The sequence below is a fragment of the Kitasatospora sp. NPDC051914 genome, assembly GCF_040680995.1.
Taxonomy (GTDB): Bacteria; Actinomycetota; Actinomycetes; order Streptomycetales; family Streptomycetaceae; genus Kitasatospora.
In genome coordinates this window covers 130,767-144,362 of sequence record NZ_JBFAXX010000008.1, presented here as the reverse complement: position 1 = coordinate 144,362, position 13,596 = coordinate 130,767, and the positions used below count along the sequence as shown (strand labels likewise).

14 protein-coding genes are annotated in these 13,596 nt (G+C 75.3%); 4 read left to right on the top strand and 10 right to left on the bottom strand.

Translation table 11 applies throughout. From position 1 onward, the window contains the following. Positions 1 to 3 precede the first annotated feature (3 nt). The 3 genes from AB0M03_RS08170 to AB0M03_RS08160 form a co-directional block, all read right to left on the bottom strand. The gene (locus AB0M03_RS08170) at positions 4 to 918 is read right to left on the bottom strand and encodes an SDR family oxidoreductase (RefSeq protein WP_363489732.1); all 915 of its coding nucleotides are present in this window, start codon (positions 916 to 918) and stop codon (positions 4 to 6) included. 232 nt (positions 919 to 1,150) lie between these two features. Continuing rightward, positions 1,151 to 1,429, bottom strand: coding sequence for an acylphosphatase (locus AB0M03_RS08165; protein WP_363489730.1), 279 nt, complete (start codon positions 1,427 to 1,429; stop codon positions 1,151 to 1,153). Between the two features lie 312 nt (positions 1,430 to 1,741). Further along, positions 1,742 to 2,098 carry a DUF805 domain-containing protein gene (locus AB0M03_RS08160; protein WP_363489728.1) on the bottom strand — a complete coding sequence of 119 codons (357 nt, stop codon included), beginning with the start codon at positions 2,096 to 2,098 and terminating at the stop codon, positions 1,742 to 1,744. Positions 2,099 to 2,337: 239 nt separating this feature from the next. Between AB0M03_RS08160 and AB0M03_RS08155 the strand changes: the two genes are divergently transcribed. Beyond that, the gene (locus tag AB0M03_RS08155) at positions 2,338 to 4,233 is read left to right on the top strand and encodes an FUSC family protein (RefSeq protein ID WP_363489726.1); all 1,896 of its coding nucleotides are present in this window, start codon (positions 2,338 to 2,340) and stop codon (positions 4,231 to 4,233) included. A 259-nt stretch (positions 4,234 to 4,492) separates the two neighbouring features. Next, complete coding sequence (locus AB0M03_RS08150) at positions 4,493 to 5,698, top strand: MFS transporter (RefSeq protein WP_363489724.1); 1,206 nt, start codon at positions 4,493 to 4,495, stop codon at positions 5,696 to 5,698. Positions 5,699 to 5,775: 77 nt separating this feature from the next. Here the strand turns inward: AB0M03_RS08150 and AB0M03_RS08145 are convergent, their stop codons facing one another. From AB0M03_RS08145 to AB0M03_RS08135, 3 genes are all read right to left on the bottom strand, one after another. Continuing rightward, on the bottom strand, positions 5,776 to 6,033 hold the full coding sequence (locus AB0M03_RS08145) for a ferredoxin (protein ID WP_363489722.1): 258 nt from the start codon (positions 6,031 to 6,033) through the stop codon (positions 5,776 to 5,778). Further along, entirely contained in the window at positions 6,030 to 7,232 is a 1,203-nt protein-coding gene (locus AB0M03_RS08140) for a cytochrome P450 (RefSeq protein WP_363489718.1), read from the bottom strand. The genes AB0M03_RS08145 and AB0M03_RS08140 overlap by 4 nt, the downstream gene beginning before the upstream one ends. A 195-nt stretch (positions 7,233 to 7,427) precedes the next feature. Next, positions 7,428 to 8,855, bottom strand: a complete 1,428-nt coding sequence (locus tag AB0M03_RS08135; protein WP_363489716.1) for a DUF2252 domain-containing protein — start codon at positions 8,853 to 8,855, stop codon at positions 7,428 to 7,430. A gap of 104 nt (positions 8,856 to 8,959) precedes the next feature. Between AB0M03_RS08135 and AB0M03_RS08130 the strand changes: the two genes are divergently transcribed. Then, the gene (locus AB0M03_RS08130; protein ID WP_363489714.1) at positions 8,960 to 9,361 is read left to right on the top strand and encodes a TIGR03618 family F420-dependent PPOX class oxidoreductase; all 402 of its coding nucleotides are present in this window, start codon (positions 8,960 to 8,962) and stop codon (positions 9,359 to 9,361) included. A gap of 79 nt (positions 9,362 to 9,440) precedes the next feature. Here the strand turns inward: AB0M03_RS08130 and AB0M03_RS08125 are convergent, their stop codons facing one another. Together AB0M03_RS08125 and AB0M03_RS08120 are read right to left on the bottom strand one after the other, a co-directional pair. Next, complete coding sequence (locus AB0M03_RS08125) at positions 9,441 to 11,075, bottom strand: M4 family metallopeptidase (RefSeq protein WP_363489712.1); 1,635 nt, start codon at positions 11,073 to 11,075, stop codon at positions 9,441 to 9,443. A gap of 177 nt (positions 11,076 to 11,252) precedes the next feature. Then, positions 11,253 to 11,840: a helix-turn-helix transcriptional regulator gene (locus tag AB0M03_RS08120; RefSeq protein ID WP_363489710.1), complete on the bottom strand. Its 588-nt coding sequence runs from the start codon at positions 11,838 to 11,840 to the stop codon at positions 11,253 to 11,255. On the opposite strand from AB0M03_RS08120, the gene AB0M03_RS08115 reads away from it, so the two are divergent. Next, positions 11,800 to 12,399 carry an SDR family NAD(P)-dependent oxidoreductase gene (locus tag AB0M03_RS08115; RefSeq protein WP_363489708.1) on the top strand — a complete coding sequence of 200 codons (600 nt, stop codon included), beginning with the start codon at positions 11,800 to 11,802 and terminating at the stop codon, positions 12,397 to 12,399. The two genes, AB0M03_RS08120 and AB0M03_RS08115, sit on opposite strands and share 41 nt — an antisense overlap. Positions 12,400 to 12,430: 31 nt before the next feature. Here AB0M03_RS08115 and AB0M03_RS08110 read toward each other — a convergent pair whose 3' ends face one another. Together AB0M03_RS08110 and AB0M03_RS08105 are read right to left on the bottom strand one after the other, a co-directional pair. Then, entirely contained in the window at positions 12,431 to 13,096 is a 666-nt protein-coding gene (locus tag AB0M03_RS08110) for a hypothetical protein (protein WP_363489706.1), read from the bottom strand. Further along, entirely contained in the window at positions 13,093 to 13,593 is a 501-nt protein-coding gene (locus AB0M03_RS08105; protein WP_363489704.1) for an NUDIX domain-containing protein, read from the bottom strand. Before AB0M03_RS08105 ends, AB0M03_RS08110 begins: the two co-directional genes overlap by 4 nt. Between the last annotated feature and the right edge of the window lie 3 nt (positions 13,594 to 13,596).

Here is a 13,596-nt window from a genome sequence, read left to right as displayed (position 1 = left end):
CGGTCAGCGGTATCCCGTCGCGTCGGCCGGCCGGCCCGGGTCCTGGACCTCGACCATGTAGCGCCAGGCGTCCGGCCGGCTGCCGTCGAGGTCGGTGAACCCGTACACCCCGGCGAGCCCGCCGCTGGAGAGCGACTGCCCGTTCCAGCGGCTCACCTCGCGGTCCGCGGCCAGCGCGGCGACGGCCCGGCCCACGTAGCGCGGCGTCTCGGAGATGCAGAAGTGCGGCTGGAGCGCCAGCGCGTCGCGCCAGTTCTCCTCCGTGACGCCGAAGTGGTCGAGCATGATCTCCGAGCGCATCCATCCGGGCGTCAGGGCCACCGCCGTGGCGCCCCGCGACCCCAGCTCGTGGCCGAGCGAGAACGCCATCCGCAGCACCGAGGCCTTGGCGAGGTCGTAGAAGAACGACACCCGGTAGGTGTCCCGGTTGTACTCGGCGGTGCCGTCGGTCATCTCGACCACCAGACCGCCGGGGTGGCGCAGCAGCAGGGGGAGCGCGTGGTGACTGGTGATCGCGTGGGTCTCCACCGCGAGCCGGAGCAGCCGCAGCCCCTTGTCGAGGTCGTGCTCCCACACCGGGGTGTCCCAGGCGAAGAGGTTCTCGCCGCCCCACACGTCGTTCACCAGGACGTCCAGCCGGCCCTGTTCGGCGGCGATCCGGTCGACCAGGCTGCGCACTTCGGCGGGCACCAGGTGGTCGGTGGGGACGGCGACGCCGCGACCGCCCGCCGCGGTCACCAGGTCGGCGGTGTCCTCGAGGACCTCCGGGCGGTCGTACTCCGACCGCCGTTCCCTGGTGCTGCGGCCGGTCACGTAGACGGTGGCCCCGGCCGCCCCGAGCTCGACCGCGATCCCCCGGCCGGCACCCCTGGTCGCCCCGGCGACCAGCGCGACCCTGCCGTCCAGCGCTCCAGGCATGTGTGTTCCTTTCGTCGCCCGCTCGCCGCTGTTCTGTCGCCCGCTCGCCTCCGGGCTGTTCTGTCGCCCACTCGCCTCCGGGCCCTCCTGACCCGGCGCCGACGGTCGTCGCTCCGTCGCTGCGCTCCCTCGCTCCTCGCTTTCGGCGCCGGCGGGCCCTTCGGCTCGGGGCGGGCTTCGCTCCCTCGCTTCTCCCTTTCGGCGCCGGCGGGCCCTTCGGCTCGGGCGGGGGTTACCAGGTGGTGGGGCGGACCTCGAAGCCGGTGAGGCCCTCGGGGGGCTCCTCGGAGACTCGGCGTTCCTCGACGACGGCGCGGCTCGGCCCGCGGCCGCACCACGCCACCATGCGCTCGACGGCGTCCTGCGGGCCCTCGAAGACAGCCTCCACCCGGCCGTCCGGCAGGTTCCGTACCCAGCCCGCCACGCCCGCCGCGGCGGCCTCCCGTCGGCAGGTGTCCCGGAAGAACACGCCCTGCACGACCCCGGCCACCACCACGCGTCTACGGATCACGCCTGCCAGGTATACCCGATCCGCGCCGCCCTGCCGAGGCCGCCGCGCCGCCCGCGAACGGGCCCGCCGTACGGCCCCTCCGGCAGCGATCGGCGGGAGGGCGAACGGCCGACGGTCCGTCATGTCCGGCCCCCCGCACGGCCTCCGGCCTGCGGAATTCCGGCGGCGGGAATTCTTGAACGGCCCCGGCCGGGCGCGCCGTGGAATTCGCCGGACGTTCCGCCGGAGGTCTCCGGGATTTCTTCCGGAGGGAATGCGGAAACGGCCGGGGCGGCCTTTCGGCTGCCCCGGCCCGCTTGTCCGTCCCGGGCGTCAGGCCGTGGCCGGGGTCAGCTTCGGGTTCGAGCCGTACTCGTTGTCGCCGGGCTGGCCCTCGAGGACCGCGAAGACGATCAGGACGACGGCGCCGACGAACGGCACCAGGCCGATCAGCAGCCACCAGCCGGAGCGGCCGGTGTCGTGCAGGCGGCGGACGGCCACGGCCAGGGTCGGGAGGAGCACCGCGAGGCCGTAGAGGGCGGTGAGCAGGGAGGTGTCGAGGAGGTAGCCCACGATCGCCAGGACGACGTAGACGGCGAGGTTGACCAGCACGTACATCCAGTATTCCTTGCGGCGTGCCCGGCCGCCGAAACCCACGTAATTCTTGAGTACAGCCAAGTACCAGTCCACGTCAGTTTTCCCTGTTTCCGTGCCGATTGGGTTGGGGGGAATGTAGTGGTGCCGGTGATGGGCGGTCAAGAAGTTATGCAACCGGGTGGGGGAACACTTTTCGGCCGGGCCGTCACTCTGCTGTAACCCTGTCGCAGCGGCCCCGACAATCAGCGGTACTAGGCTGGTGGCGGGCCGCCCGACCGGTGGCCCAGCCCCTGCGGCCCCGACGATGCGGCCCTCGACATCCGAGGAGGACCGTGCGCCTGCCACCGCCCCGCCCCCTGTCCGCCGCCCCCGGCTGGCTGCTGCACCCGCTGCGCTGGCAGCGCGGTGGACCGGTGCCCTGGCCGGCCATGGTGCGGGGCGCCCTGGGCATGGGCCCGGTGCTGGCGCTCTGCCTCGCCGCCGGGCAGCCGCAGGCGGGTGTACTGGCCGGGCTGGGCGCGATGTTCGCCGGCATCAACGACCGCCCCGGCACTTGGCGCAGCGGCGCGGCGCACATGGCGCTGCCCGCGCTCGCCGGCGCACTCGGCCTGCTGCTCGGACGGACGGCGGGCCCCTGGGCGCTGCCGGTGCTCGCACTGGTGGGCCTGGTGTCGGGCGCGGTGAGCGTGGCCGGCCCGGTCTGGTCGCTGGCGGGCCTGCAACTGCTCGTCCTGACCGCGGTGGGCGGCGGCATGCCGCTGACGGTGCCGGCCTGGATCGGCGCCGCGTTCTTCCTCGCGGGCGCGGCCTGGATGCTGCTGCTCCGCCTGACGGTGCGTCGCCCGCCCGGCGGCCCGGCGGCGGACGAGCGGGCCGCAGTGGCGGCGGTGTACGACGCGCTGGCCGACGCTCTGGAGGCGGTCGGCACCCCCGCCGCCGAGCCGGCCCGGCGCGCGCTGACCGCCGCACTCGACCGGGCCGACGAGGCGCTTCGGCTGCGGGCGCTGCTCCGGTTGCCGGGCCGCGCCCGGGCCGCCGCCGGCCTGCGGACGGCCGCCCGCCTCGGCACCGCGGCCGCGCTCTGCGAGGCCAGTGTCGCCCTGCTCTGGGAGGGCGCCCCGCTGCCGCCGCGGATCGCCGACGGGCCGCGCCGCCTAGCGGACGCCGTCCGCCGCGACACCGTGCCGGGCGCGCTGCCCGCCCCCGTCTCCGACACCCCGGCGCGCAGCGCCTTCGACCGGGCCGTCCTGGAGGCGGGGCTCGCCTTCGGCGCGGCCGACCCCGAGGCGCCGCCCCGGCGCCCGCGGCGCCTGCTGGTGCACCCGGCGGGCCCGGCGGGCCGCGAGTACGGCCTGCGGGTGGCCGCCTGCGTCACCGTCAGCACCGCCGTGGCGCTGCTGCTGCACACCGGGCACTGGTACTGGCTGCCCGCCACCGCGGCGTTCCTGGTGAAGCCGGACTTCGGCCCGCTGTTCTCCCGGGTGGTCAGCCGCTTCGTGGGCACCGCCGCCGGCGTGCTGGCCTTCGTACCGCTCGCCGGGCTGCTCACCGGTCCCTGGTGGCCGGCCGCGGCGGTGGCCGCCGGGGGTGCGCTGATCCCGTTCGCCGTACGGCACTTCGCCCTGCAGACCGCGGTGATCACGGTGACCGTGCTGGCCTTCGTCTCGGTCGGCGGCGACCGGCAGGCCGCCGCCTCCCGGCTCGCCGACACCGCGGTCGCCTGTGCGCTGGTCCTGCTCGTCGGGCACCTGCCCCGGCTCGCCGACACCCAGGCGCGGGTCGGCCACCGCTCGGCGCACGCCCTGCGGCACACCCGCCGCTACCTGGACCACGTGCTGACCGGCCCCGAGTCCGAGCCGCGCCGCGCGGAACTGCGCCGCGCCGCCTACCAGGCGCTCGCCGAGGCCCGTACCGCCGCCGAGACCGCCGCCGTGGAGCTGCACACCGGACGCACCCGGGACTGGCTGCGCGTCACCACCGGCGCCGAGCGGATCGTCGACGCGGCCACCGCGGCCGCCGTCCGCCTGGAGCACGGCGCGGCCAGGCCGGACGCCCCGGCGGCCCGCCGGGTGGCCGAGGCCCTGGACGCCGTCGCCGACGCGCTCGACGGCCGCGGCGACCCGCCGGCCGGGCGGCCCGCCCTGGAGGAGCTGCCGCCGGACTGCCTGACCCTCAACGACATCGTCGGCGAACTCCACCGCATCCGGGACCTCACCACCGCCGCCTGACCACTGCCCCGACCGGCGGCGCACCACCGCTGCCCGCGCCACGGCCGCCGCCGACCCCCGCCCCGGTCGGCGGCGGCCCGGACGATAGGATCGGTACGAACCCGCCCGACCCGGCCCGGACCGGCGCAAAATCCCCGCGCCGCCGGACACTTCCGGCCGGAGCGGCCCCGCGGCGGTCAGCGGCGACCGCCCGCCCATCCAGCGAACCCGCCCACCGGCCCGGCGCACCCGCCGCCGGCGGCGCGACCACGGAGTCACCATGCCTCTGGCGCTCGTCGCCCTAGCCGTCACCGCCTTCGCCATCGGCACCACCGAGTTCGCCGCCATGGGCCTGCTGCCGCAGATCGCCGACGGCCTGCACGTGTCCATCCCGCAGGCCGGCTGGCTGATCTCGCTCTACGCCCTGGGCGTGGTGATCGGCGCGCCGCTGCTCACCGGCCTGTGCGCGCGGCTGCCGCGCAAGGCCGTCCTGGTCGGGCTCACCGGCCTCTTCACGGTCGGCAACCTGCTCTGTGCGATCGCCCCGAACTTCGCCTTCCTCGCCGTCGCCCGGCTGATCACCGGCCTGCCGCACGGCGCGTTCTTCGGCGCCGGCGCCGTCGCGGCGGCCGAACTCGCCGCACCCCACATGCGGGCCCGGGCGGTGTCGGTGATGTTCTCCGGGCTGACGGTGGCCAACATCGTCGGCGTCCCCGCCGCCACCCTGCTCGGCCAGCAACTCGGCTGGCGGGCCGCGATGCTGGTGGTCGTCGCGATCGGCGCACTGGGCGCCGCCGCGATCGCCCGGCTCGTCCCGCGCCTGCCCAGCCACCCGCAGGCCGGGCTCCGGCACGAGCTGTCGGCCTTCCGCAGCGGGCAGCTGTGGCTGGCCCTCGCGACCGTCGTCGTCGGCTGCGCCGGCCTGTTCGCCTGCTACAGCTACATCACCCCGCTGCTCACCGAGGTCGCCGGGTTCGCGGAGAGCTCGGTGACGGTCGTCCTCGCCCTGTTCGGCGTCGGCTTCACGGTCGGCAACGCGCTCGGCGGCTGGGCCGCCGACCGGGCGCTGCGGCCCAGCATCTGCGCCGCCTTCCTGCTGATGGCGCTGGCGCTCGGGGTGTTCGCGGTGACCGCGCACGCCAAGTGGTCGGCCGCGGCGACCGTGGTGCTGATCGGCATCGCCGGGTTCGCGGTGGTGCCGACGGTGCAGACGCTGGTGCTGCAGAAGGCCCGGAACGCGCCGACCCTCGCCTCGGCGACCGTCCAGGGCGCGTTCAACCTCGGCAACGCCCAGGGCGCCTACCTCGGCGGGCTCGCGCTGAGCGCCGGCTGGGGCTGGACCTCGCCCACCCTGGTCGGCTCCGCGCTGGCACTGGCCGGCTGCACCATCGCCGGCGTCTCCTGGGCCGTGGACCGGCAGGCGGGCGAGTTCTCCCGGTCCGTGGCCGGCCCGACGCGGGAAGTCCTCCAGCACCAGCCGAACTGACACCCCGGGAGCCCAGGCCGAACTGACACCCCGGCTGCCCCGGCGGGACATTCGCCCGCCGGGGCAGCCGGGCCCGCTCAGTCCAGCGGGGCCACCAACTCGCCGGTGGCCGACAGGTGCACCGTCAGCGCCTCGGTCGGGCACATCTCGGCCGCCTCCGTCAGCTCCTCCGAGGCCGTGGCCACGGCGTGGCGCGGCCGGGCCTTCCCGTCGTCGCCGAGCACCAGGTCGCCCGGCGCGGCGGCCGCGCACAGCCCGGTGCCCACACAGCGCACCCGGTCCACCCGGATCTCCAAACCGTCCGGCGAAGGGCCGCCCGCCGAGGAGCCGTTCACCAGGCCACCGCCAGCCGCAGCGGGCTGCGGGTGAGCAGGCCGCGCCGCCACTCGATCGCCTCCACCGGGTCGACCAGCCGCAGCGCCGGGAACCGCCGGGCCAGCCCGTGCAGGGCGAGTTCCAGTTCCATCCGGGCCAGCCAGGCACCGAGACAGTGGTGCGGGCCGGCGCCGAAGGTCAGGCTGGGCGTGTCGAGCGGTTCGAACAGCGGGATGCCGTCGGGGTAGACGGCCGGGTCGTGGTTGGCCGTGCGGGCGTCCGCGGCGACCACACTGCCGGCCGGGATCAGCACCCCGCCGATCTCCACGTCCTCGACCGCGCGGCGCAGCAGGCCGGGCGTCGTCTCCTGGTCGCCGAGCGGCACCGCGCGCAGCAGCTGCTCGGCCGCCGCGGCCGCGTTCGCCTCGCTCTCGGCGATGCGGGCCCAGCCGTCGGTGCCCTCGGAGAGCAGGTGGACCAGGGCGTTGCCGAGCGAGGTCATGGTGGTCTCGTGCCCGGCCACGACCAGGCCGCAGACCAGGGAGACCAACTGGGCCTCGGTGACGCCCTCGGTGCGGTCGGCGGCCTCGACCAGGCTGCTGACCAGGTCGTCGCCGGGCTCCTTGCGCCGCTCGGCGACGACCTGCCCGCCGAACTGCCCGAACTCCTGCATCGCCTGCCGGATCTCCTCGGCGGTGTAGGCGGTGGCCGACAGCGCGTGGTCGCTCCAGCGGCCGAGCCGTTCGTAGTGCAGGCCGTCCAGGCCCATCAGCCGGCTGATCACCGCGACCGGCAGCGGCCGGCTGAACGCGCCCACCACGTCGGCGGGCGGACCGGCCTCCTCCAGGCCGTCCAGCAGTCCCTCCACCACCGAGGCGACCCACGGCCGCCAGCGGGCGATCGCCCGTGGCGTGAAGGCGCGCTGCACGGTGCGGCGCAGCCGCTGGTGCTCCTCGCCGTCCAGGTTGAGCAGCGCCTGCGGGTCGTCCAGCAGATTGGGGACGAGGGTGATCGCGGGGGCGTCCGGGGCGAACAGCGAGGCCCGGTTCATCCGGGGGTCGGCGAGCACCTGGCGGACGTCGGCGTGCCGGGTCACCACCCAGACGGGCGTTCCGGTGGACAGCGCCGCCAGGCGCGGCGGGCCGGGCTCGGCGTGGCGCAGGCAGTGCAGCGGGACGAGGGCGGGCGTGTCGGGGGCCGCGGGGCGCGCGGTGGTCATCCGGTCCTCCAGGCGTCGGCATGCGGCCGCCCGGGCTGCGCAGCCCGTACGGCCGTTCGGCGTGCGGGCCGTGGATGCGGAGTGCCGCGGCCGCGGCACTCCGGTCCGCCCCCGACCGTACGGGCACGACGGATGGCCCGGAAGGACGCGAATCGGCCATCGGCGGACGGGAGTCCGCCGATGGCCGATGCCGTCTCAGATACCGGTCTCCGCGGGCAGCCGGCCGGCTCGGATCGCGGCGAGCAGCTGCTCGTGGTCCGCCTCGGTGCGGTCCGCGTAGGCGACGGCGAAGGCCGCGACCGCCTCGTCCAGCTCCTCGCTCTTGCCGCAGTACCCGGCGAGGACCGCGGCGTCCGCGGTGTGGGTGTGCGCCCGGGCGAGCAGCGCACCGGTCAGGCGGCCGTAGTCGTCCAGCTGGTCGGGGCTCAGCGCGGCCGGGTCGACACTGCCCTTGCGGTTGCGGAACTGCCTCACCTGGTAGGGGAGTCCGTCGACGGTCGTCCAGCCCATCAGCACGTCGCTGACCACCTGGATGCGGCGCTGGCCGAGCACCACCCGCTGGCCCTCGTGCCCGGGCAGGCCGGAGACGGCGAAGCCCGCGCGCGCCAGGTGCGGCAGCAGCACCGAGGGCCGGGCCTCCTTCACCTGCAGCACCAGCGGCTGCTCGCGCTGGTCGACCAGCAGCACCACGTAGGCGCGGGTGCCGACGCTGCCCGTGCCGACGATCCGGAAGGCGACGTCCTGCACGCTGTAGCGGCCCAGCAGCGGCTGCATCTCCGGTGCCACCGTGGACAGGTAGGGCGCCAGCGAACCGGCCACCGCCGCGGCCTCCGCCTCCGCCACCCGGCTGAGCACCGGCGGCGCCGGGGTGAACCGCCAACTGCCGTCCTCCTGGCGGACGGCCGACTTCGCCGCGAAGCGCGCACTGGTGTTGCGCAGCGCCTTCTCCGCCACCTCGGCCAGCACTCCGCGCAGGTCGTGGGCCTCGGCGAAGGCCACCAGGTGCTCGTCCGCGATGGCGTTCCAGGCGTCCAGCGCGGGCAGCTTCGCCAGCTTGCGCACCGTCCGCCGGTACGAGGCCGCCGCGTGGTACGCCGCCTGCCGGCACACGTCCTCGGGCGCGCCCGCCTGCCGGCCGGCCAGCACCAGGCTCGCCGCCAGCCGCTTGAGGTCCCACTCCCACGGGCCGGGGGCGGTCTCGTCGAAGTCGTTTATGTCGATCACCAGCCGGCCCCGGGCGTCCCCGTACAGGCCGAAGTTGGCGGCGTGCGCGTCGCCGCACAGCTGCGCCGCCACGCCGGAGACCGGGGTGGCCGCGAGGTCGCAGGCCATCAGCCCGGCCGAGCCGCGCAGGAACGCGAACGGCGAGGCCGCCATCCGTCCCACCCTTATCGGTACCAGGTGCTCCAGCCGCCCGGTGTTGGACTCCGCGACCGCCTCGGCCACGCCCGGCCGGTCGGCGGGCACCTCGAAGACCGCGTGCGACGCCCGCGGCACCCGCTCGCGCAGCGCCTTGCCGCGCTCCTTGCCGTCCCCCTGCGGGGGCCACGGTGCGAACCCGGGCACCGCAGGCCTGCCGATCGCCCCGCCCGCCGTCTGTTCGGCCAACCCCACCACCGGCACTCCGTCTCCTCTGGCTGATCTTCACGCTACTTCAGCGCAGCACGCTACCGCCGGAGGCTCCCCGGCAGGCGGCAAGGGCGTCCCGGGTACGTAACATGCAGGTCATGGCCCACGATCTCGGCGCACTCGACGACGCCTACCTCGCCTTCTGGCGCGAGTACCAGCTGTGCACCTTCACCACGCTGCGCGCGGACGGCACGCCGCACGTGGTGCCGGTCGGTGCGACCTTCGACCCCGAGACGCTGGTGGCGCGGGTGATCAGCAGCCGCACCAGCCGCAAGGTGCGCAATGTGGCCGAGGCCGGCGAGGGCGGGGCGCGGGTGGCGCTGTGCCAGGTCGACCGGGCGCGCTGGGCCACGCTGGAGGGCGTGGCCACGGTCAGCCAGGACCCGGACAAGGTGGCCGACGCGGTCCGCCGCTACACCGAGCGCTACCGCCCGCCGCGGGTGAACCCGGACCGCGTGGTGATCGAGATCCGGGTCGACCGGGCGCTCGGCCGGGCCTGAACCCCGGACGTCGACGACGGGCGCCCCGCTCCGCCCGGCAGGACCGGGGGAGCGGGGCGCCGCGGTTCGACGGTGCGGGTCAGCCCACGCTGACCGCCGACCAGGCGGCGGCGACCGCCGCGTACTGGCTGCTGCCGGCGCCGTACAGGTCGGTGGCGGCCTTGAGGGTCGCCGTGCGCGCACCGGCGTAGTTGGTGGTCGACGTCATGTAGACGGTCAGCGCGCGGTACCAGATCTTGCCCAGCGCGTCCCGGCCGATGCCGGAGACGGTGGAGCCGTTGCAGGTGGGGCTGTTGTACGAGACCCCGTTGACCACCTTGGCGCCGCTGCCCTCGGCGAGCAGGTACGCGAAGTGGTTGGCCACGCCCGAGGAGTAGTGCACGTCCAGGTTGCCGACGCCCGAACTCCAGCAGTCCGCCGACTTGGTGTCCCGCGAGGGCTGGTCCATGAAGCGCAGCGCGGGCTTGCCGAAGCCGGACTTCACGATCCGCTCGCCGATCAGGTAGTCGCCCGCGTCGGAGGCGTTGCCCGCGTACCACTCGACCAGCGTGCCCATGATGTCCGAGGTCGCCTCGTTCAACCCGCCGGACTCGCCGGAGTAGTTGAGCTTGGCGCTGCGCGAGGTCACGCCGTGCGACATCTCGTGTCCGGCGACGTCCAGCGACACCAGCGGGCCGAAGGTCGAGCCGTCGCCGTCGCCGTACGTCATGCAGAAGCAGCTGTCCTGCCAGAACGCGTTGTTGTAGTTGCTGCCGTAGTGCACCCGGTTGTACGAGCCCTTGCCGTCGCCGGCGATGCCGGAGCGGCCGTGCACGTTCTTGTAGTAGTCCCAGGTCGTGTTGGTGCCGTACTGCGCGTCGACGGCGGCGGTGGCCCGGTCGGCGGTGGTGCCGGTGCCCCAGTGGTTGTCCGCGTCGGTGAACAGCGTGGCGGGCGCCCGGCTGAAGCAGATCGAACCGAAGCACAGGTCGGTCTTGTTGGCGGCGTCGCCGGTGTAGGTGTTGCCGCGGGTCGGGTCCTTCAGCTGGTAGCTGCTGCCGGAGACGGTGGTCTCCAGTGCGACCGTGCCGCTGTACAGCGAGGATCCGTCGCCGGCCGCGGTCTCCAGACCGTCCCAGGAGTCGATCCGGGCGCCCGTCCGGGCGTCGGTCAGCACCGTCCTGGCCACCGGGTTGCCCAGGTAGTCGGTGCCGGAGACGGTGGTCTGCCAGGCGAGCCGCGGTGCGCCGGAACGGGCGTCGACCACCAACTGCGGCTGCGCGCCCTGCTGCACGGTGGTGCGGCCCTGGCCGGCGCGGGCGAGTTCGCCGTTCGCCTGCTCGACGGCGGCGGTCCTGCCGACGGTCGGGGTGGTCGACGGCACGGCCAGGTCCGTGGTCGCGGCCCGGTCCGCCCCGCGGTACGAGCCGTCCGGGGCCAGGTGCACCACCAGGTCGCCGCCGAGCACCGGCAGGCCGGCGTAGCTGCGGTCGAAGCGGACGTGGCGGCTGCCGTCGGCATCCGTCACCACGTCCCGAACGGTGCTGGACTGCCGTTCGGTGACGCCGAGTTGGGCCGCGTGCGAGGTCATCGCGGCTTCGGCCCTCGCCACCGCGGCCGACTGGGACGGCGCCGGGCGGTCGGCCGCACCCGCGGTCGGCGAAACGGCGGTCACCAGCGCGCCCGCCACGACGGCGACGGCGGTGGCCACGGCGGTGCTGCGGTGAATGCGCATCGTGCTCCTCGGTGTGTGGGGAGGTGCGGGCGCCCGCGAGGGGTGTGCGCGGGGCCGGCGGAGCGTGGCGCTGAACCTGAGAGGGGGTCACGGCGGAGGGGTGCCGCCGGAGTACGTTGTTTTACATGTCCAGGACAGTTCCCGTAAAGACCGCCTGCAGGGGGAGTTCGGGTCGACTCACTCGGACAGGCTCCCCAGGTCCGGCTCCGGACCGAGCCGGAAGGCGGACGGGGTGCACCCGTAGCGGGCGGTGAAGCGGTGAGTCAGGTGGGCGTGGTCGGCGAATCCCGCCATGGCCGCGATCCGGGCCAGCGGCAGGGCCGTCCGGCGGACCAACTGCCCGGCCGCCTCCAGTCGGACGGCCAGTACTTCGGCCTGGAACGTGCTTCCGTGGCGGGCCAGTTCACGCTGGAGGGTGCGCGGTGCCAGCAGCAGCCCGGCGGCCGCTCCAGGCAGCCGCCAGGGTGCCGCAGGATCGAGCCGCACCGCCGTCCGCAGCCGTTCCAGCGGCCCGGCGGAAGCCGTTCGGCCGTCCCACTCCAGCTGCCAGCCCGCCTCGAGCGCCCCGGTCCGTACCCGTACCCGCCGACCGTCCCGGGCCGCGGCGGCGGCATGCAGCGCGCGGACGAACAGCGACTCCGCCGAGCCGGGTGGTGCACCGAGGTACGGAACATGACGTACCGTCAGTGATCCGGCGGCGGGCACCAGCAGCGTCCGGTGCCCGATGTGCAGCCAGGCCTCCAGCCGCCCGGCCGCCTCCGCCAACGATTGGGGCCCGGCCGCCTGTACCGGCGTCCCGAACACCGCCGACAGCCGGTCCGCGGCCTCCTGCAGACCGGGCCCGCCGGCGGAGGCCCACAACTCGCCCACCAGCACCGCATGCAGTCGCTCCGGCACCGCCCGCCCGCCGGCCAGCAGCTCGGCCGCCCGCTCCGCCGTCCGCCCGGAGGCAGCCGGGCCGGCCAGTGAGCCCAGCACCGCCGCGGTCACCTCGGGCCTGGCGTACGCCCCCAAGCGCAGCGCCCCCGTCTACTGCGCGACCAAGGCCGGCCTGCACACCCTGCTGGACGCCCTCCGCTACCAGTCCGAGGCCGCCACCCCGCACGTCCGCGTCCAGGAGGTCGTGCTGCCGCTGGTCGATACCCCGATGACCGCCGGCCGCGAGGGCCCGGCCCGCAAGCTCACCGCCGAGGCCGCCGCCGAAGCCGTCCTCCGCGGCCTGGGCACCGGCCGCCGCATCGTCCCCGTCGGCGCCTCCCGCGCCCTCCTCGCCGTCCACCGCCTCAGCCCCGCCACCGCCCGCCGCATCCTCCGCGACGCCTGACGCCGCACCCCTCCGGGCTCCGGACGGCGGGTCAGGCCGCCCAGTGCTCGCAGTACTCCAGGTGCAGGCCCCGGCCGTGCGGCGCGAGCACGCCCTCGAGGTGGTGGATCTCGGCGCAGTAGTGCGGGGAGGCGGGGTGGGCGCGGATGTGGGCGGGGCCGTGCCGGGCCACGTCCAGGAAGCGGTCCGCGGTCTCCCGGAAGGCCCTGGCGCTGCCGGTCATGAACAGCGTCCCGGCCACCACGTGCTGGTGGAAGCGGTCGCGGTACTCCCGGTGGTGGCGATCCCGCGGCGCGGCTTCCGCCGCCTCCGCCACGGCCCCCTCCGCCTCCGGCAGATCCGCCGTCCGCGGCACCCCGGCGCCGAGCCGGGCCCGCAGTTCCTTCCACCGCGCCGGGGGGAACTGCAGCGAGTGGTGCAGCAGCACCAGATCCAGCCGCTCGTCCTCGCCCGCCGCCCGGGCGAACGCCGCCGGCGGGCGGTTGCGGCGGATCGGCACATGGACCAGCGACCGCGGCGACCGCGCCGCCAGCAGCCACAGCCCGCCGACCGTCCGCGCCGCCCCGCGGTCGAACCAGCCGTTCAGGAAGTGGTCCTGGTCGAGCAGCACCGCCCGCTCCACGGCTCGGCGCGGGCGGATCACCCGGTACTCCTCGGCGCCGAGCCGCGCCCGGTGCACCCGGACCGGCAGCTTCACCGCTTGCCGCCCACCGGCCCCAGGTACAGGTAGTCGGCCCGCCCGGTGCTGCGCGCCCGGTCGACCGACTCCAGGAACTTCATCCGCCGCGGGCTGAGCTCGGCCGCCCACTCCTTCAGCGACTGCACCCGGAAGCCGGTGTGCTCGGCCGGGTCGGTGCGGATCGCCGCCAGCTGGGCGTCGTCCAGGGCGCCGCCGTCGAAGACGAAACCGATCTTGAACGGCAGTTCGCCCACCGGCGGGGCGAACATCACCGTCAGCAGCCGGCCCGGCTCCTCCGGGAGCATCAGGCCGGTCTCCTCCCAGGTCTCGCGCCGCGCACAGCCCCACGGGTCCTCGCCGAAGTCGAGGTTCCCGCCGGGCAGCTGCCACAGCTCCGGGTCGTAGACCGACTTGAGCATCAGCGGATTGCCCGCCGCGTCGGTCAGATGGGCGGCGGCGAACACCGTGCCGTGCGGAAGCGTCCGGACGAACTCCGCGGTCGGCAGCAGTTCCACGGC

What these genes read in the sequence shown, in the direction of transcription:
- AB0M03_RS08170 (WP_363489732.1), bottom strand. Translation starts at nt 918, where the DNA reads ATGCCTGGAGCGCTGGACGGCAGGGTCGCGCTGGTCGCCGGGGCGACC.
- AB0M03_RS08150 (WP_363489724.1), top strand. Translation starts at nt 4,493, where the DNA reads ATGCCTCTGGCGCTCGTCGCCCTAGCCGTCACCGCCTTCGCCATCGGC.
- AB0M03_RS08140 (WP_363489718.1), bottom strand. Translation starts at nt 7,232, where the DNA reads ATGACCACCGCGCGCCCCGCGGCCCCCGACACGCCCGCCCTCGTCCCG.
- AB0M03_RS08130 (WP_363489714.1), top strand. Translation starts at nt 8,960, where the DNA reads ATGGCCCACGATCTCGGCGCACTCGACGACGCCTACCTCGCCTTCTGG.
- AB0M03_RS08125 (WP_363489712.1), bottom strand. Translation starts at nt 11,075, where the DNA reads ATGCGCATTCACCGCAGCACCGCCGTGGCCACCGCCGTCGCCGTCGTG.
- AB0M03_RS08115 (WP_363489708.1), top strand. Translation starts at nt 11,800, where the DNA reads ATGTGCAGCCAGGCCTCCAGCCGCCCGGCCGCCTCCGCCAACGATTGG.